We start from the raw sequence: 17,974 nt of genomic DNA, 5'->3' as shown, positions 1-17,974 counted from the left end.
GGTAACCGTTACCGGGATTTTACCGCCTTGAGCGCCTTGCTGATCCCGCTTTGCAAAGTAGGCCGTGATTGCTTCATGGGGTGGGCAATGGCGCGCAGCCCCATATACGCAATCTGATCGGCGGCGCGATTGAGCGGATCCCCGGCATGGCCGAGCACCCGGCGGATATCCACCTCGCAATTGCCTTCTATGTCGCCCCAGGCCTGTTGGAATCGGGAGCGCGCGCCAGACGATACCCCTCGCCACGTGCGTCCCGGGCGGGCGGCCTTCGAGCCTTTCTTGTACAGGATGTGGTTGACCGCATCTAAAGCCGCAACAGAGTCGGATTCGATCACGGCCTTCGTCGCACCTACTTTGCGCAGGTACTTTAATGCGAGCGTGAGCGCTTCCAATTCCAGTTCATCCGTGCTGGCTTTCGTTTCGCGGGTGCGCAGGCGGTAGTCACCGTTGCCCGCCACGAAACACATCGAGCCCTTGAATACGGTATCGGAGGAGGCGTCGGTAGCGATGCGTACCACCGCGCCTGCCGGCCACGACGTCGTGTGCGAGAAGTTTGGCCACCATTTCGCCTCTGGCGTTTCGACTTGGTTGACTTCCTTCTTTTTCGGTGCCTCGCCCAGCTTGCGGGCCTTACGCGCGGTCAAGCCAGCTTGTTTGCGGCGTACGGAGCTCGCGCTTGCCGATGCCCGATTCTCCCCCGCAAAGCTCCCCGTCACCGTATAGCCGCGCTTTTCGAGTGCCGCTCGTAGCGCATTTTGCCTGCGCCCGGTGACAATCCAGGTGCGCCCGTCGATTCCGCGCAGGGCGCGCTGTAGTTCGCGTACTGCAACTTTGACGATATCGCCCTTTTTGATCTGGCCTTTGCGCACGAAGCGCGCCTGCTTGGTGTTGACCGCGATGACCCACCCCTCGATGGTTCCATCCTCCGCTGAATCCCAGCGCTCATCCCACAGGGCGATCGCCACATGGACCGGCGCAGACATCATGTCCTTGGTGATTTTGCGGGTGCCGTAGGTGCGCGATTGCGTGCCGGTAAGTGCTGAGAGCTCGAGGGGTTCCATTGGTTCTAGTAAATCACGCCCCATTCCAGCGGTGAGCTGCACGCGCCTGATGTGGACTCGATTCGTGACTGTTCGCGATAGTTCTAGGACTCGTTGCGGTCCGTCCCGCAAAAGCGCCGCAAATACCTGTGCAAAAGCCTCCTCAGGATGTTCCGCAACCGGCTGCTTAAAGGCCTCTTCAGGTTGCTCCTAAAAAGTGCAGGGTCCTATGCAACATTTGAAGAGAATTTGCGATATTTGAGGCACCATTTTGCTCAGTTATTGCAGTGGAGGTTGAACATAGGAGCCTGACCTTCCAACCCTGACCAAAGTGACTAACAATTTGACCTTCCGAAATAGATACTGCCGTCTGCTCCGTGCACCGTCACCCGTTCAATGCGAATCCCTTGCGGAAACCTCAGAATCTGACCATTTGGAGCAATACGCCGGGCAGTTTCTCGAGGAAGCCACGAAGATAAAAAGCATGTTAAATCATGAGTTAATTAATCTACGTTATGCAGGTTCAACTAGTCCTTACTATCCCGCGTTGTACAAGGGCGAATTAAAGCGAGTCGCTCCATGGATTGCAGTAAAAACGACGACGTGGGAAAGCTGGCCATGGCATAAGCAACAGCTTGCCCTTACTTTAGGAGCCGGCCTAAGTGCGCACCGAGCGTCATTGGTGGCTAAGTCAGCTGCGCGTATTTGGGGGATATGGGTGATTCCGCGGAGAAACGAAGTTGTTGAACTCGCTTCACCTTCAGGAAGTATCCCACCGAAAACGCAGTGGCCGCGAAAGTATTACCGAATGTCACGTATAGAGGAGACCTCGGTGGAAAGGTCTGGGGTTCGGGTAACGAATCCTGCGCGGACGTGCTTGGATATCGCCAGGCTACGTGGGTTTGCGGAAGGGCTTGTTGCAGTCGATTCTGCCTTGCGTGCGGGCCTGGTCTCGGTAGAAGAACTGAAAGAAACTCAGGCAGCAATGGCTCGGATGAAGGGGCCTATCCCCATGAAAATGGCAGTTAAGCATGCGTATGCAGGATCCGAATCACCGTACGAGTCGCTTTTGCGGGCGTTAATTATTGAAAGGATTCCCGCTGCCACTGTGTACCCACAATTTCGCGTATTGGGAAAGTACCGAGCCGACTTATGTATCGATGGATGGCTCATTATCGAGGTCGACGGGGATACCAAGTATGACGGCACCTATGGAAAACCGCCGGAAGCGGTGGTCAAAGAACAAATGCGTCGGCAACGCGAAATCGAAAACCAGCAATTTACGGTATTGAGGTTTGGGCCAAAAGAGCTGGTCAATGACCCAAATAGGGTAGTGGAGACAATAGTTGAATACTTGGGGCGAAAGGCGGGAAAAGTAGCGTAAATCACCCCCGAGCCACCCCTAGCTATGGATGTTGTTGAACAACCTCCGTAATAACAATTATGATGATGCGAATCACATTTAAGAGAGACCTGCATCACGAAAGGTGAAACTAGTGAGTGCTGAAAAACAGGCTTCCGCCCCGGCACAGGCGGAGGCGCAGGCGGATGCGAAGACCCCGCCCAAGGGCATCGGGGCCATGGCCGGCGCCATGTTCCTCATGGCCACCTCGGCCATCGGCCCGGGCTTTTTGACCCAGACCTCGGTCTTTACCGTGCAGATGGGTGCTTCTTTTGCCTTCGCAATTGCGCTGTCCATCTTGGTAGACATCGCCATCCAGCTCAATGTGTGGCGCGTGCTCTGCGTGACGGGAATGCGCGCCAATACCCTGGGCAATACGGTCCTTCCCGGCTTAGGCTGGGTACTTGCCTGCTTCGTCTTCTTTGGCGGAGCGATTTTTAATATCGGCAATATTGCCGGTGCAGGCTTGGGATTGAACGCGATGCTAGGCATCGATGCGCGCATCGGTGGCGTTATTGCGGCGGCGATTGCGGTGTTCATCTTCCTCTCCCGCCGTGCCGGAATGGCATTGGACCGCCTCGTGGCGGCCCTAGGCGCGGTGATGATCCTGCTGATGCTTTATGTGGCCATCGTGAGCCAGCCGCCGGTAGGGGAGGCACTCAAGAATACCGTCGCGCCGGGCGAAATCGATTTCTTCGTCATTACCACCATCATCGGTGGCACCGTCGGTGGCTATATCACTTTTGCCGGCGCGCACCGGTTGATCGATGCGGGCCTATCTGGCGTTGAAAACGTCAAGAACATTACGCGAACCTCCGTCAGCGGCATCATCGTCACCGGTATTATGCGGATGCTGCTCTTCTTGGCGGTACTGGGCGTGGTGGCTACCGGCGTCACGCTTGCAGAAGATAATACTGCCGCCGATGCCTTCTATCACGCGGCCGGTGAATTCGGCCTCCGTGCATTTGGCATGGTGCTTTTTGCCGCGGGCCTGTCTTCCGTCATCGGTGCCGCCTATACCTCGGTATCCTTTGTGACCACCCAGGAAACCTCGGCCCGTACGCGCAATATTTTCACCGTCATCTTCATTGCGGTCTGCACGGTCGTTTTTGTGGTGATCAACTCTGCACCGCAAAAGCTCTTGATCTTCGCGGGCGCGATTAACGGGCTTATCCTTCCCATCGGCTTCGCGTTGGTGATGTGGGTGGCCTGGCGCCGCAAGGATCTGCTGCAGGGTTATAAGTATCCAAAGTGGCTGCTTATCCTTGGCGGCCTGGCCTGGTTGCTTACCATTTTCATCGGCCTTCGAGCAGTCTCAGGAATTACAGCGATATGGGCATAATGCACACGCCAGAAGAGGTACGCGAGTTCGCGCGTACCCACGAGATGACCACCACCGCCGGGCACGCGCGGGGATACATGCAGGCCAACCTGCTCTCGCTGCCCAGCGCATACGCCTTCGACTTCCTGCTCTTTGCCCAGCGCAACCCCAAGCCGTGCCCCATCGTCGGCGTGCTTGAGGCGGGCCAGTACACCTCGGATTTGCTGCCTGGAGGCGATATCCGCACCGATATTCCGGCCTATCGCATCTTTGAGCATGGTGAGCACACGGCCACGCTTGCCGATGCCACCTCCTACTACACCCCCGACATGGTCAGCTTCCTTATCGGCTGCTCGTTTACCTTTGAAACGGCGTTGGTGGATGCGGGCATCGAGATCGCGCATATCAAACAGCAGCGCAATGTGCCGATGTACCGGACGAATATCCCTACAACTCCTGCGGGCGTGTTCTCCGGGCCAATGGTGGTATCGATGCGCCCGATTCCGGCATCGCAAGTCTCCGATGCGGTGCGCATTACCTCCCGCTATCCGTCCGTGCATGGTGCGCCGGTGCACGTGGGGGATCCGGCGGCTATCGGTATCGCGGATTTAGCGCACCCAGACTTTGGCGATGCGGTGAACATTCCAGAAGGCTGCCTGCCCGTCTTTTGGGCGTGTGGGGTCACCCCGCAGGCCATCGTGATGGAATCAAAGCCGGAGCTGGCCATTTCCCATGCGCCGGGCAAGATGCTGGTGACCAATGCCCGCGATGCGGAGTACCTCATCCCTTAGGCATTTACCCCGCCGCTTACTTAGTCCGTGAAGGACAAGATGGTATCGCAGGTTTCTAAGAGGCTATCGCGCAAGTGTGTGGTGGCCTCTTCGCGTTTTCCGTCCGCGATGAGCGTGGCCACATCCACGTTGTCTTGAATGTGCTCGGCGTGCAGCTGCGGGTAGCGCGGGATGACCAATAAAAAGGTAAGCCGCATGCGCGCGAGCAGGTTGCTCATTTGCTCATCCAAGGTGGGGGAATTCAGCCCCGCTACCAGTGCTTGGTGGAAGCGCTGATTAATGGATGAGACCTCCTGGTGCTTATTCCGCCTCGCACACTCGAAGGCGGAGGAAGCGAGGGAGATAAGCGAGGGGGCATCGGCAAACGCGCCCCACCGTGCGGCGGCAGGTTCGATGGCGGCGCGGGCGGTGAATAAATCGCGGATATAGGCGGCATCCGGGGTGGCGATGAAGACGCCGCGGTGGGGGATGCGCTCGACCAGGCGTTCGGCGGTAAGCGTGGTGAAGGCCTCGCGGAGGGTATTGCGAGAGCAACCGAATTGCTCGGCCACCTTTACCTCGCTGAGCTGCTCGCCGGGCTGAAAATTGCCGGCCGATATCTCTTGGCGCAAAGCGGTGGCGACGGACTGGGAAAGCATGACCCTCACCTTACTGAATGGGTGAGGCGTCAACGGCCATTCCGTATGACTTAAAGATCTAAAAGTTCTAAAGAGGCGGCGAAGTTCTAAAGGATCTAAATGGAAGGTCTGGCATAGTGATTCCGGATAAGAATCCATTTCGCCCCAGTTTTGGCGCGTCGCCGGTGCAACTGGCCGGGCGCGAATTTGAAATCAGCTCGTTTAACTATGGGCTCGTAGGCGGCGTGGGCGCCATGCAGCGCGCCTTTCTGGTCAGCGGTACGCGCGGGGTGGGCAAAACCGTGCTGCTCAATGAGTTTGAAGAATCCGCGCGCCGCCTGGGGTGGGTTGTCATCCGCGCCTATGCGGATGCCCAGATGGTAGCGCAGCTACGCGATTCCACGATTCCGGAAGCCATAGAGGAGCTGGACTATACGGAGAAGACGGGCCGCAAGATCACGGGATTCTCTGTGGCGGGCGTGGGATCTGTAACGACGCAATTGCCCCATAACCAGGCCCAGCCCAGCTTGGTCTCGCGGCTGCGCAGCCTTCTGAAGGCCGCGCGTGCGCATGATGCGGGCGTCTTGTTGACGGTCGATGAGGTGCAAGCGGCTTCCGTGGACGAGCTTGCGCAGCTGGCCACCGCCATCCAGGATCTCATTCGGGACGAGTACGATATCGCCTTCGCCGCCGCGGGATTGACCTTCGGGGTAGAAGAACTATTGGACCACGAGGGCACCACCTCTTTGCGCCGCGCTGAAAGGCTGGATTTGGGGCTGCTTGATGATGCCACCGTAGCTGAGACCCTGCATAGCACCGCCACCGCGGCTGGGCGCGGTTTCAGCGAGTGCGTTTTGGAAGAGGCCACCGCATTGGTGCAGGGGTATCCGTACCTATTGCAGTTGGTCGGCGCTTTGGCGTGGACCCATGCGGTACTCGATGGCGCGCGAGATTCCAGCGCATATGGGCAACCAGGTGCACAAGATTGCGTTGAAGAATGTTCCGGACGCCCAGCGCGCTTTACTCAACGCCATGGCGGAGCTGGAAGCTGAACACGGACCTGATATTCCCACCGGTGCCATCGCGGCGCACCTGGGCAAGAGTCCCAATGCCATTTCCATGGCCGGCAAGCTGCTTTTAGAACGCGATCTCATCGCCAGCCACCGCTATGGAACCGTGCGCTTTCTCTTGCCCTACCTGGGTGAGTATCTGCGTGGCCAAGTACCCAGGTAGGCAGCACGCGCTAGTCGATGGTCGCAATCACCGTCGCGGAATCCAGGCGGTCGCCCTCCTTGGCGAGGATCTTGATGGTGCCGCCGCGCGGGGCCTTGATGGCAGATTCCATCTTCATGGCCTCGACCGTGGCGATGGAATCGCCCTCGGAGACGCTATCGCCATCGGATACATTCCAGGCCACGAGGTTGGCCTCGAAGGGGGAGGTGACCGCGTTATCGTCGGTGGACTGCGCCCCGGCCGTCGAGGGAGCGGTGGCACCAGAACCATCCGCGGCGCCCGCACCAGCGCCGGCACCGGCGCCTGCGAGGAAGTCCATGGGCACGCCGATATTGACGAGCTTGCCATCGATTTCCACCGCGACCGTCCGGCGCTTGGTGTAGATGGCCTCGACCTTGTCTACCTGGTTGGCGGCAGAGGGCCGGTAGTTGTGGTCGAGCCAGTCGGTGAACACGCCGATGTCGCTGGCACCCGCATCGGCCTCGGCGGAAGACAGGGTGCCAATAAGTGCTGGCTCGTCCATCATGTCGCGGTGGAAGGGCAGAACGGTGCGCACGCCGGAGACATCGAACTCGCGCAGCGCCTGGCGCGAACGGGCGAGGGCCACCTCGCGCGTGGGGCCCCAGACGATGAGCTTGGCAATGAGCGAGTCATAGTACGGCGGGATAATGGATCCCGAGCGGACAGCAGAATCGACGCGGATGCCGGGGCCGGTGGGCGGCTCGAAGGAGACGATGGTGCCGGGGCAGGGAGCAAAGCCGTTGAGGATGTCCTCGGCATTGATGCGGAACTCGAAGGCGTGGCCGGTGGAGGCTGGATCCTCAGAGATAGACAGAGGCTCGCCCGCGGCGATGCGGAATTGCTCGGCGATGATATCGGTGCCGGTCACTACCTCGGTCACGGGGTGTTCGACCTGGACGCGGGTATTGACCTCCAAGAAGGAGATGGTGCCGTCCTCGGAAACGATGTATTCCACGGTGCCGGCGCCGGTATAGCCCACGTGGGAACAAATGGAGCGGGCGCCTTCGATGATGCCGGTGCGCTGGGCATCGGAAAGCGCGGGCGCAGGGGCCTCCTCGATGAGCTTTTGGAAGCGGCGCTGGGTGGAGCAATCGCGGGTGCCCAGCACGCGGACGTTGCCGTGGGTATCCGCCAGGACCTGCGCCTCCACGTGGCGCGGGTGGGTCAGGAACTTCTCCACGTAGCACTCGGCGCGGCCGAAGGCCTCCATGGCCTCGCGCCCGGCGGAGTTGAAAGCGCCCTCGATTTCCTCCATGGAGTCCACGACCTTGAGTCCGCGCCCGCCGCCGCCATAAGCGGCCTTGATGGCAATCGGCAGGCCGTGCTCCTCGGCGAAGGCGCGGGCCTCCTGCCAATCATCAATGGGATCGGAGGTGCCCGGAGCCAGGGGCGCGCCGACCTCTTCGGCCACGCGGCGGGCGGCAATCTTATCGCCCAAAAGCTCGATGGATTCCGGCGAGGGGCCGATCCAGATCATGCCGGCATCGGTGACGGTGCGGGCAAAGTCGGCGTTTTCGGAAAGGAAACCGTAGCCCGGGTGGATGGCATCCGCACCGGCGCGCACGGCGATATCCAGCAGCGCCGGGATATTCATATAGGTATCGGCGGCGATATTGCCGGGCAGCGCATAGGCTTCATCGGCAACCTGGGTGTGCAGGGCGCCGGCGTCGGCCTCGGAATAAATGGCGATGGACTTAATGCCCAAGTCGCGGGCCACGCGGGCGATGCGCACGGCGATTTCGCCGCGGTTAGCAATGAGGACGGTTTTAATCTGCATTTTCTTCTCCAGTATTTAAAGCTTGGGGTGTCACGAGGCGGAAGGTCACGCGCGCGCCGGGCGGGAGCTGCGCGGCGATGTCGATATCTTCCTCCAGCACGGTGGCGATGACGGGGTAGCCGCCGGTGACCGCGTGGTCGCGCAGGAAGACCACCGGCTTGCCATTCGGCGGGATCTGGATGGAGCCGGCCACCATTCCCTCAGAGGGGAGCTCGCCGTCTTTCACGCGCTGCACGGTGATATCGGAAGTCTCTGCGCTGCCTTTAGCCCCGGAAAGCCGCAGGCCAACGCGGTTGGAATCAGAGGAAACGACCCATTCGGTATCCAGGAAGGTGGAGATATTATCGCCAAACCAGTCATCGCGCGGGCCCAGCACGCAGCGCAGCGTCGCGCGCGTTTTTCCGGCGGAGTCAGCGGATACGCGCAGGGGGTTGACCAATTGTGCATCCGTCATGCCGGTGGAGCGCGGCAGCACACCGATGACATCGCCGGTGGTGACGGGATCGGGGCCGAGGCCAGAAAGGACGTCGGTGGCAGAGGAGCCGAGCTCGGACTCGGCAATAATGCCGCCGCGAATGGCCACGTAATTGCGCATGCCCACCGTTGCGGCACCGACCGTCACTGTCTGGCCGGCGGTAACGAGGACCGGGCGGGCGAGGTGCACGGGCATCTCACCCAGGCGGACGCGGGCGATGGCACCGGTCACGCAGATGACGGTATCGGTCAGCGCGCGCAGCTTAATGCCACCGATATTTTCTAGCACCGTAGCTCCCCGCGGGTTGCCAACGGCAACATTCGCGGTTGCCGCGGCGGCGTGGTCGGCGGCACCGGAGGGTGTTACGCCCAAGTCACCTACGCCGGGGCGGCCAAGGTCTTGAAAAAGCGTGAGCAGGCCGGCATCGAGGACCTCCATACGGGGCAGGCGGGCCGGCGAACGCTTGGATTCCGCGCTGCGATCCACTAAGTCCGGCAGCTCGTCCACGGCGCGGTAGCGCACCCGGTCACCGGGCTGCACCAACGCGGGTGGGTTCGCGTGCGAATCCCACATCGGGGTATTGGTGGTGCCGAGCAGCTGCCAGCCACCTGGCGAAACGCGCGGGTAGACCGCGGAGAACTCACCCGCGATGCCTACGGCACCAGCCGGAACGGCCGTGCGCGGATCGGAGCGGCGTGGCACGGCCTTGGCTTGGGCCGGATCGGAAGGCGCGCAGTAAGTAAAGCCGGGGGCAAAGCCACCAAAGGCGGCGGTCCATTCGGTAGAGGTATGCCAGTCAATCAAGGCCTCGCGCGACATGCCGAGGAGCTCGGCGGCGGCGTCGACGTCTTCGCCATCGTAAAGCACGTCGATGTCTACCGTGCGCGCCTCTTTCGCGGTAGCGGCGGCAGGGGAGAAGTCCGTCAGAAACTCTGCGGCCGCGCGCGCGGAATTCGGCGCCTCAAAGGTAATGAGCAACGTGGTGGCGGCGGCAATGCAATCCACCTGGTTCTTGAGCGGTTTAGCGGACAGCGCCGCGTGCCACGCCATGACCTGCTCGAGCCCGTCTAAATCAATGAGCAGGGCGCGGGTGCCAACGAAGTGAATATGCGGCATTAGATAAAGCTCCGAATATCGATTCCTTCCGCGCTGAGGCGCTCGACCACACCGCGCAGCAATTTCACGGAGCCCGGTGAATCACCGTGGGTGCACACGGATTGGGCATCGACATCGAGCGTGGTGCCGTCGATGGCGGTAATGGAGCCGGTTTGGGCGACTTCGAGCACGCGCTTGACGACATCCCCTTCATCCCCCAATACCGCATTGTCCTGCTTGCGGGAGACCAGCGTGCCATCGGGGTTGTAGTTGCGATCCGCGAAGGCCTCGCGGATGACGGTGAGGCCTTGCGATTCTGCAATATTGACCGCGCGGCCGCCCGGCAGCAGCATTACGGGTAGGTCACCGAAGGCCTTAATGCCCGCGATGACACCCTTGGCCTGTGCCTCGTCCTTGACGATGGTGTTGTACATCGCGCCGTGCGGCTTCACATAAGACACCCGCGTGCCATTGGCGCGCGCCAGCGCATCGAGCGCACCGATTTGGTAGGTGACCTCGTCCGCGAGCTCCGCTGCGTTGTAGTCGATGAAGCGGCGGCCAAAACCGGCCGGATCGTTATAACCCACGTGTGCTCCGACCGTTACTCCCGCACACGCCGCGGATTTAAGGGTCTGCGCAATGGAGTGCGGATCACCGGCGTGGAAGCCGGTGGCGACATTGGCGGAGGAGACCATCTCCAGCATCGCGGCATCATCGGCTACCGGGTTGCCGGCGGTGGTTTCACCCAAGTCCGCGTTGAGATCAATGTGGAGCGAAGCCATTCAACACCATCCTTAATTGTTGAACAATGAGTGTGGTTCCAAGTGTAACCCGGGCCACTGCCATTTGTGAAGGCGGTTACTTTTTGGGCGGAGTGGTGTCGGTGGAACAGCTCTTCTCAGGGGCGGCCGAGGGCAGGGCAGAGGACTAAGACTCCACGGCGGCTTGCGGTTCGACCTGGAGGACAGAGGAGATGATCCCTTTTGCCTCTTCGCGGGAGCTGGCCGCGTGCAGCTGGGTGCGAAAATCTTCCCTCATGATGGCGCGGGCGAGGGTGGACAGTAGCTTTAAGTGCTGCTTTCCGGCGTCATCGGGAACGGCGATGAGAAACGCTAAGGTCGTGGGCTCTTCGCGGCTTCCCCAGGTGACACCGCCCTCGGGAAGCCGGGCGAAGGCCAGAGTTGGTGCGGAAACGCCAGCGGAGCGAGCGTGCGGGATGGCCACGCCGTGGCCCACGCCGGTGGAGTGTTGGGCCTCGCGGGCAAGGGCGGCATCGGCAACCGCGGCGGCGTCGTTAATGCGGCCATCGGCGGCGGCGAGGGAAATGAGCGACTTGATGACGTCCTTTGGATCGGAACCGAGCGGTTTATCGAGGCTGATGGTGGAGGCATCGAGAAGCGGGAGCGCGGTGGACTCCGCCGTGGCCTCGTCCGATTCCGGGGAGCGTTGCGTCAGGCGAATGAGCAGGAGCATGAGCGCGGCACACACGGCAACTCCGCAGAGCATGGACACGAAGAACCACGCCACCTGATCCACCGCGCCGAGGACGGCGACGATAGGGCCGCCGTGCATGACATGATCTTGGACGCCGAACGCGCCCGCCATCGCACCGGCCACAGCACCACCGACGACGTTGGCCGGGATGACCTGCAGCGGACGCGCCGCCGCCAGGGGAATGGCGCCTTCGGTGATGCCGAAAAAACCCATAAATAGAGCGGCGATTCCGGAGTCCTTTTCCGCCTTATTGAACCAACCGCGGCGCAGGAGGGTAACCACGCCCACGGCGAGCGGCGGAACCGCAATCGCGGCGGCGGCCATACCCATCGGGGCTGCATTTCCCGCGGCGATCATGCCGCCGCCAAACAGGAAGGCAGTCTTATTGAAGGGCCCGCCCATATCGAAGGCGATCATCGCACCGATGATAAGTCCCAGCACAATCGCCGACGATCCCTGCAGCCCGCCGAGGTATTCGGTCATGGCCTCGAAAGCGCTGGCAATCGGCGCGCCGATGAAATAGATGAAGGCTAGGCCCACTATCAGCGTGGTGAAAATCGGGATGACGATAATCGGCCAAATCGGCGCGATGAATTTGTGCACCGGAATCTTCTTGATCGCAAGTGCCACGTAGCCGGAGAGAATACCGGTGACGATACCGCCCAAGAATCCGGCTCCGGCCTCGGACCCGTACAGCGAGCCGGTTGTGGCGATGAGCCCGGTAATAAGGCCCGGTGCCAACCCTGGCCTATCCGCGATGCCAACGGCAATGTAACCAGACAAGACCGGCACCATCAGCGAAAATGCCAGGCCGCCGAGCTCATTGAGCGTATTCCAGAAGCTATCTTCAGGAATCGACAGCCCCTCCGGCGTGGGCGTGCCGCCCAAGGACAGCGCCACGGCGATGAGCAATCCGCCGGTAACCACGAAGGGAATCATGTGGGAAACACCATTCATCAGCGCCTTGTACATGGTCTGCCCAATACCGCGCAGCCCCGCATCTTCCGCGGCGTCCTCCGCCTCGCTTTCCGATGCTCCCTTATCCTCCCCCTTCCACTCTGCCGCCTCCAAGGACTTGGTCAACAGCTGCTCGGGGTGTTTGATGGCCTCGTCTACGCCGGTGGCCACCAAGCGCTTGCCGTGGAATCGGTCCTTTGCAATGACGGTATCGGCACCGATAACAATGGCATCGGCTTCCTCGATGTCTTGTGCGCTAAAGCTGCCCTCCACGCCGATGGAACCGTGCGTTTCAATCTTGATGCGGTAGCCCAGCTTTTCGGCGGCTGCCTCTAAGTTCTCGGCGGCCATATAAGTATGGGCGATACCCGTTGGGCACGCCGTGATGGCGAGAATAAAAGGCGAAGAATCTGATGTGCTCATACTCTTATTAAAGGCACCCGTGTAAACGAGCACAAGGAAATTGGAAGGTTCTTTGCGCAGAATCCGCTGTCCGGAGTCTATGCGCGGGGTCTAAAGCCCCGGTGCCCGATGTGCAATCTCTTCTGTGCAGGGTCCTATGCGCAACCTCCTCTGCGTCAATTGAAGGCCCGATGCGATTTTTGAGGGGCGAGTTTGCTCAAACTGTGCAAAGGACCTATAGCATCGCGGAGATCGCACAAGCGTTGACCGGCGGTACCCTAGAACCAGAGCTAGAACTAGAAACAGAACCAGACCCGAAACCGCCCGCACTTGGGGAGCACGAATGAATCGTGCTCACTTGAAACGAAGAAAGCCGCATTGTGAGTACAGCATCGCCGGATAATATCCTGCTCTACCTGCCGGAAAAGCAGGAAGAGCAGATTCGGGAGATTTTTGCCGGTCTGGCCGAGCGCGGATTCCCCGTGCAAAACCAGCGCCCGCATATTACGGTGACCTTCGCACCGGAGATGGAGCCCCACGTTGTTGACCTTGCCGCGGAGCTTTTACCGGCGGTTATTCCGGCGACGTTTCGGCGCGTGGGAAACGTCATCTTCGGCACGAAGCGGAAACGAACCGTGGCCTGGTTATTAGAGACTAGCGATGAACTCGAAATGGCAGCGCGGAAGATTAGCGCCGCCAATTCCGAAGGCCGCGGTCCGCGCTGGACGCCGCATCTGACGATGGGCCTGCGCTTACCGCGCGAGGACGTGGGCGGTTATTTAACCGCGATGGATGAGCTGACGTCCTCGCACTTCAAGGAACTTAACGCAGTAGAAGCGGCGTATTGGCGCCCGCGCACGCAAGAAAAGACGGTGCTAGCGGGAGGCTAGCCAGCGTGAAATAAAGCTTGCAAGACCGTCACATTAAGCTCCTGAGCTCGAACTCGCGGCGATACGCCGTATTGATGTACTCCCGTGCCGCCATCATTTGCAGCGTTCCATACTTGGAATTGGACGGATCGACCAAGAGCTCGCACTTTTGCAGAGCTTCATGCTGCGACACCGTGTCTGCGGTATCCAGGCACATGAGATCAATGCCGTCGCCATAGCGGGCGTAAAACGCCGTGGCAACGTCGAGCACGTTGGGACGCTCAGCTTTCGCGCGCGAGAAATCGACCGAATAGGCAAGGTCAACATCATTTGCATTGGCGGCATCTACGTGCGCGCTGCCAAAAGAACCAGCAGGTCAATGCCGGTATCCAAGCAGAATGACTCCAAGGAGCCGTCATCGGCCTCAGCGCGCAACCGCGCGACAAGCTGTGCTGGAGTATTCATAGCCTTCACCTTACCAACGCCGTCAGCAGGCAGAGACGCGCAGAATTGCGGTGTGCTTAAAGCAGTGCCTGAATTTCGCGAGCGACGCGCAAGACGGTGAGATCCTGGCCCGGCTTGCCGATGACCTGCACCGCATCACCCACTCCCGTGGTGTCCCTCGCTCGCAGGGGGATAGTGATCGCCGGCCAACCCAATACATTGAAAGGCTCGGTCCAGCGGCGCAGGCTGGCAGCGGAATCCGCAGTTTTCTCTGCAGCGATGTCGTCCCACTTGATGGGGCCGGCGTCGAGGGTGGGGGTGAGGATGATGGGGGAGGCATCGAAAAGCGTGAGTGCTTCCGTGCGCAGTTCTTCTACCTGCTGTGCTGCAGCGTCGTGGTCTGCCTGAGTAATATCCTGCCCGCCGAGGACGCGCTCCAAGATGACATCCTGGTACTTTTCCCGCTGGTCAAGGTAGGGCTGGTGGACGTCATAGGCCTCCTTGAGGCGCATCGGCGCGTAGAGCTTCGCGGTGGTAGCGATGGTGGATTCGAGCTGGGAGTAATCGAGGTCCTCCACGGCTGCGAAGGTGGAATCCTGCAGCGCAGACAGCAGACCAGCAAAGCGCTCACCTTTGGTCTTCACTGCAGAGACATCGATGGTGGCCACGTTCTCGGCCGGAGCCGGTACCTTATCCACCGTGGCTAGCAGGGCTTGCTCGATGAGCTCGATGGAGCTGGCGAAGAATCCGATGCAATCGAAGCTCGGCGCGAAGGGGAAGACGCCATCGAGCGGGATCGCGCCGGTGGTGGGCTTGAATCCAAGAACACCCTGACTGGCGGCCGGGACCCGTACGGAACCGGCGCTATCAGAACCCACCGTGAGATCGAGTGCTCCGCACGCAACCAGGGCCGCCGACCCAGAACTAGAACCACCGCCGCAGACCTGCGGATCGCGCGGATTGATCACGCGGCCATATGCGGAGGCATCGCCCAAGATGCCATAGGAAAACTCCTGGAGATTGGCCTTGGCAACGGGAATCGCGCCAGCATCTATTAGCCGCTGTGCCACCGTGGCATTCTGCGTCGGGACCGGCCCCATATCGACGTTGGTGCCACAGGTCGTAGGTGCCCCGGCGATATCCACGACGTCTTTAAAGGCAATGGGTAATCCGCGCAGCGTAGGCGCGGTATCCACGGCGTCTTCATCAAATGGGATCGTGGAAATCACCGCGTTAAATTCTTGCTGTGCCTGGGTCAAGCGGTCAGAAATTGAAGGCATGGCGGGGGCGAGTTCCTTTCCATGGCGGTTATACGGTTTGCAGGGGTGCGTTGCTGCTTTCCAAGGGTACAGCTGGTGAGCTCGGAGGAATTGAAGCTGCGCTACACCATGAAACCGTGGCGGTCTTCAGTGACCAAAAGTAGGCTCGAGACATGACGCGAAAAATTATTCTGGACTGCGATCCCGGCCACGATGACGCGGTGGCTTTGCTCCTGGCCATGGGCAACCCCAACATCGATCTGCTGGGCATTACCACCGTCGGCGGCAACCAGACCTTGGACAAGGTCGCCCGCAATGCCCTGGTGGTCAAGGAGATCGCCGGACACCCAGAGATTCCGGTCCACGCCGGCTGCGATCGCCCGCTCGTGCGTCCCATCGAAGTTGCCGAGTCGATCCACGGTTCCACCGGCATGGACGTTAGAGGCGTTGAGCTTCCGGAGCCTAGCACCGCGCTTGCCGATGCCCACGCCATCGACTTCATCATCGACACCATCATGGCCCACGAACCCGGCACCATTACCTTGGTCCCAACGGGTCCGTTGACCAATATCGCTATGGCCGCGCGCAAAGAACCACGCATCGTAGAGCGCGTCAAAGAGGTAGTGCTTATGGGCGGTGGCTATCACGAAGGCAATTGGTCCCCAGTCGCCGAATTCAATATCAAGATCGATCCCGAGGCAGCGCATATCGTCTTCGAAGAGCCGTGGCCAGTCACGATGGTGGGATTAGATCTGACCCACCAGGCATTGGCCACCGCTGAGGTCGAAGCCGAAATTAAGGCCTTGAATACACCCATATCGGACTTTGTTGTCGGCCTCTTCGGTTTCTTCCGCGAGGCGTATCAGCAAAACCAAGGCTTTACGGATCCCCCGGTTCACGATCCGTGCACGGTGGCTTACCTTATCGATCCGAGCGTCGTGCAAACGCGCAAGGCGCCCGTCCACGTCGAGCTCGCCGGCGCACTTACCACCGGCATGACCGTGACTGACCTGCGTGAACACGCCGATGACACCTGCCATACCCAGGTCGCTACCAAGCTGGACCATGCGGGATTCTGGCGGTTGGTTACTGACGCGTTGAAGAACTTAGCTTAAAAGTGAGCCACTTAGCCGCGTTATATCCCTTGTATTGCTAATTTCAGGGCATAAGGCGGCTGTATGGTGCTCTGTAAAAATCCTCGTGCGGCTCTATGAAAGCTCACTCAACCGGTGAACGAGTTTTGCGATTGAGCCGTTAATTATTTCCTGGTGGAGATAACTTCCACCAAGCATTTGAGACACTTTGATGTGCTGAGTGAGTACAGCTAGGACTTGGTCGTCGCTCATCTCAGAGATCGCGGTGGACGAAATGAATTCCGTGATCTCTTTACCGCCAAATAATGCTTGGGGGTCCGTGACACTAAAGTATTCAAAGTCCTTAACGAACTCACTGCGAAGCGACTCGGTATTCTGGGGCGTACCCTTTAGCTCTTGTGCTTCAACCAGTTGATCATAGAACTTAGTGAGCTCTGCATATTTGCCTGAAGTGTCGCTGCTATCTTGGTCACCTGCCTCGTCTGTCCGATCTGTTTTAGATACAGGGAAGGTGAATACAAGATCTTCAGGATCTAAGTCGAGATATTCGAAAAGACTGCGAAGGAACCAGATTTTGGCAGAAGTGTTGTTTCCAACCTGAACATAGAGGCCTTCATCAATCTTCCGAAAGGACCGAGCTTGTTCGGCCGCAGGCTTTTCAGAGCGAAGGAATTTTGAAGTTTCTGCGAAAGAAAGAATTTCGGTCCGGTGTTCGTGAAGTAAATACTTCAAAACCGCCTCGACCATGTCAGCCCATGACTTAGTGGTCTTTCTAAAGTCGCCGAATTCAAACCCGCTAATTTTTCGTCTACTGAATTCTTCGCTTTCACCCATCGGTTCCTTTGGGAGCACTGCTTCTGGTGGGACGAAGCTGGTTGGCTTAGCTTTCCAGAAGGCTAATGCTTTATCGGTAAGGTCCTCGGTTCTCTTTTCAATCTGAGGTAAGGACCAGCGATCGGATTCCCGTAGGAGCTCATTGAGGCGATACGGCGAGCTGTCGAAACCGTTTTCCATGGTTTTCTTGGCCGTAAACGGAGAGTTTGAGTAGGAAGAGTTGTAGCCGGTGACCGTGAGATTGCCAATTCGGTTTAACCATGACTCGTGGATTTCTTCGGCCCTGTCACCGAGCTCCTGGTGCCAAGCATCCGTAAGGGTCTGGGGCATGATGTGCTCGATAGAAATCCTATTTTCAGCCAGTGCAGTGGAGACGTCACGAATATCATTTGAATCACCATTTTCGAGGCAATCGAAAAGGTACTGCCGCCAGTATGCCCGAATATTGTAGAAGTCCTTGGTGGCAAAGGCTTCCTTGAACTCAGCATCGGTGGGGAAACGACCGCTGCCTGAACGCCTATTGAGTTGGTAGATGACGATTGGTGCAAATGCGGTGCCATCAGAGTGAAGCTTGCTGACCTCCGCATACATAGTCGCGAAGATTTTATTGAGTGAGTTGGTGGGAATGCCTGCAACAAACCGGCGGACAATATATGACTCGATGGTGACCAATACTTCGAGGAAGTCATCAGGCGTCGTCTTGGATTCATGGACGTCGCGAAGAAGCGGCATGAGAAACGGTAGAACCACAGCGCCCATAAATTCATTCATGCTGAGGTTACCCTCGTTTAGTGGACACCCGATTAGTGCGGATCTTGTGTCCGTAAGAGAGGATGTTCATTGTGAGTC

16 protein-coding genes are annotated in these 17,974 nt (G+C 59.3%); 7 read left to right on the top strand and 9 right to left on the bottom strand.

The features are described 5' to 3' along the window. Window positions 1-8 precede the first annotated feature (8 nt). Complete coding sequence (locus ABRP86_RS02450; protein WP_349852064.1) at window positions 9-1,061, bottom strand: ribonuclease HI; 1,053 nt, start codon at window positions 1,059-1,061, stop codon at window positions 9-11. 412 nt (window positions 1,062-1,473) lie between these two features. On the opposite strand from ABRP86_RS02450, the gene ABRP86_RS02445 reads away from it, so the two are divergent. From ABRP86_RS02445 to ABRP86_RS02435, 3 genes are all read left to right on the top strand, one after another. After that, window positions 1,474-2,424, top strand: coding sequence for a DUF559 domain-containing protein (locus tag ABRP86_RS02445; RefSeq protein WP_349852062.1), 951 nt, complete (start codon window positions 1,474-1,476; stop codon window positions 2,422-2,424). Window positions 2,425-2,620: 196 nt separating this feature from the next. Continuing rightward, window positions 2,621-3,784 (top strand): NRAMP family divalent metal transporter, encoded by a 1,164-nt coding sequence (locus tag ABRP86_RS02440; RefSeq protein WP_349862422.1) that lies wholly within the window; start codon window positions 2,621-2,623, stop codon window positions 3,782-3,784. Next, window positions 3,775-4,554 carry a putative hydro-lyase gene (locus ABRP86_RS02435; RefSeq protein WP_349862307.1) on the top strand — a complete coding sequence of 260 codons (780 nt, stop codon included), beginning with the start codon at window positions 3,775-3,777 and terminating at the stop codon, window positions 4,552-4,554. The genes ABRP86_RS02440 and ABRP86_RS02435 overlap by 10 nt, the downstream gene beginning before the upstream one ends. Before the next feature lie 20 nt (window positions 4,555-4,574). On the opposite strand, the gene ABRP86_RS02430 is transcribed toward ABRP86_RS02435, so the two are convergent. Then, a complete protein-coding gene (locus ABRP86_RS02430; protein WP_349862306.1) occupies window positions 4,575-5,192 on the bottom strand; it encodes a GntR family transcriptional regulator in 618 nt (205 codons plus the stop codon). 116 nt (window positions 5,193-5,308) lie between these two features. On the opposite strand from ABRP86_RS02430, the gene ABRP86_RS02425 reads away from it, so the two are divergent. Together ABRP86_RS02425 and ABRP86_RS02420 are read left to right on the top strand one after the other, a co-directional pair. Then, entirely contained in the window at window positions 5,309-6,223 is a 915-nt protein-coding gene (locus tag ABRP86_RS02425; protein WP_349862304.1) for an ATP-binding protein, read from the top strand. Next, the gene (locus ABRP86_RS02420; protein ID WP_349862303.1) at window positions 6,204-6,404 is read left to right on the top strand and encodes a DUF8462 domain-containing protein; all 201 of its coding nucleotides are present in this window, start codon (window positions 6,204-6,206) and stop codon (window positions 6,402-6,404) included. The genes ABRP86_RS02425 and ABRP86_RS02420 overlap by 20 nt, the downstream gene beginning before the upstream one ends. A gap of 10 nt (window positions 6,405-6,414) precedes the next feature. Here ABRP86_RS02420 and ABRP86_RS02415 read toward each other — a convergent pair whose 3' ends face one another. The 4 genes from ABRP86_RS02415 to ABRP86_RS02400 all read right to left on the bottom strand — a co-directional run bounded on the left by ABRP86_RS02415 (window position 6,415) and on the right by ABRP86_RS02400 (window position 12,646). Next, window positions 6,415-8,202: an acetyl/propionyl/methylcrotonyl-CoA carboxylase subunit alpha gene (locus ABRP86_RS02415; protein WP_349862301.1), complete on the bottom strand. Its 1,788-nt coding sequence runs from the start codon at window positions 8,200-8,202 to the stop codon at window positions 6,415-6,417. Beyond that, window positions 8,192-9,793, bottom strand: a complete 1,602-nt coding sequence (locus ABRP86_RS02410; RefSeq protein ID WP_349862299.1) for a 5-oxoprolinase subunit B/C family protein — start codon at window positions 9,791-9,793, stop codon at window positions 8,192-8,194. The genes ABRP86_RS02415 and ABRP86_RS02410 overlap by 11 nt, the downstream gene beginning before the upstream one ends. Further along, complete coding sequence (locus tag ABRP86_RS02405) at window positions 9,793-10,554, bottom strand: LamB/YcsF family protein (protein WP_349862297.1); 762 nt, start codon at window positions 10,552-10,554, stop codon at window positions 9,793-9,795. The genes ABRP86_RS02410 and ABRP86_RS02405 overlap by 1 nt, the downstream gene beginning before the upstream one ends. Before the next feature lie 145 nt (window positions 10,555-10,699). Then, on the bottom strand, window positions 10,700-12,646 hold the full coding sequence (locus ABRP86_RS02400) for a fructose-specific PTS transporter subunit EIIC (RefSeq protein WP_349862295.1): 1,947 nt from the start codon (window positions 12,644-12,646) through the stop codon (window positions 10,700-10,702). A 359-nt stretch (window positions 12,647-13,005) separates the two neighbouring features. On the opposite strand from ABRP86_RS02400, the gene ABRP86_RS02395 reads away from it, so the two are divergent. Then, window positions 13,006-13,515 carry a 2'-5' RNA ligase family protein gene (locus ABRP86_RS02395; protein WP_349862293.1) on the top strand — a complete coding sequence of 170 codons (510 nt, stop codon included), beginning with the start codon at window positions 13,006-13,008 and terminating at the stop codon, window positions 13,513-13,515. A 28-nt stretch (window positions 13,516-13,543) separates the two neighbouring features. Here ABRP86_RS02395 and ABRP86_RS02390 read toward each other — a convergent pair whose 3' ends face one another. Together ABRP86_RS02390 and ABRP86_RS02385 are read right to left on the bottom strand one after the other, a co-directional pair. Then, a complete protein-coding gene (locus tag ABRP86_RS02390) occupies window positions 13,544-13,765 on the bottom strand; it encodes a hypothetical protein (protein ID WP_349862291.1) in 222 nt (73 codons plus the stop codon). Between the two features lie 250 nt (window positions 13,766-14,015). Beyond that, complete coding sequence (locus ABRP86_RS02385; protein WP_349862289.1) at window positions 14,016-15,218, bottom strand: amidase; 1,203 nt, start codon at window positions 15,216-15,218, stop codon at window positions 14,016-14,018. Window positions 15,219-15,370: 152 nt separating this feature from the next. Here ABRP86_RS02385 and uriH point away from each other — a divergent pair, with 152 nt between their 5' ends. Next, complete coding sequence (gene uriH / locus ABRP86_RS02380) at window positions 15,371-16,312, top strand: uridine-preferring nucleoside hydrolase UriH (protein ID WP_023025499.1); 942 nt, start codon at window positions 15,371-15,373, stop codon at window positions 16,310-16,312. A gap of 93 nt (window positions 16,313-16,405) precedes the next feature. On the opposite strand, the gene ABRP86_RS02375 is transcribed toward uriH, so the two are convergent. Next, window positions 16,406-17,896: an HNH endonuclease family protein gene (locus tag ABRP86_RS02375; protein WP_349862287.1), complete on the bottom strand. Its 1,491-nt coding sequence runs from the start codon at window positions 17,894-17,896 to the stop codon at window positions 16,406-16,408. Window positions 17,897-17,974 lie beyond the last annotated feature (78 nt).

The organism is Corynebacterium sp. KPL3927 (assembly GCF_040225835.1).
Classification (GTDB): Bacteria; Actinomycetota; Actinomycetes; order Mycobacteriales; family Mycobacteriaceae; genus Corynebacterium.
This window is presented reverse-complemented; position numbering and strand designations above follow the sequence as displayed.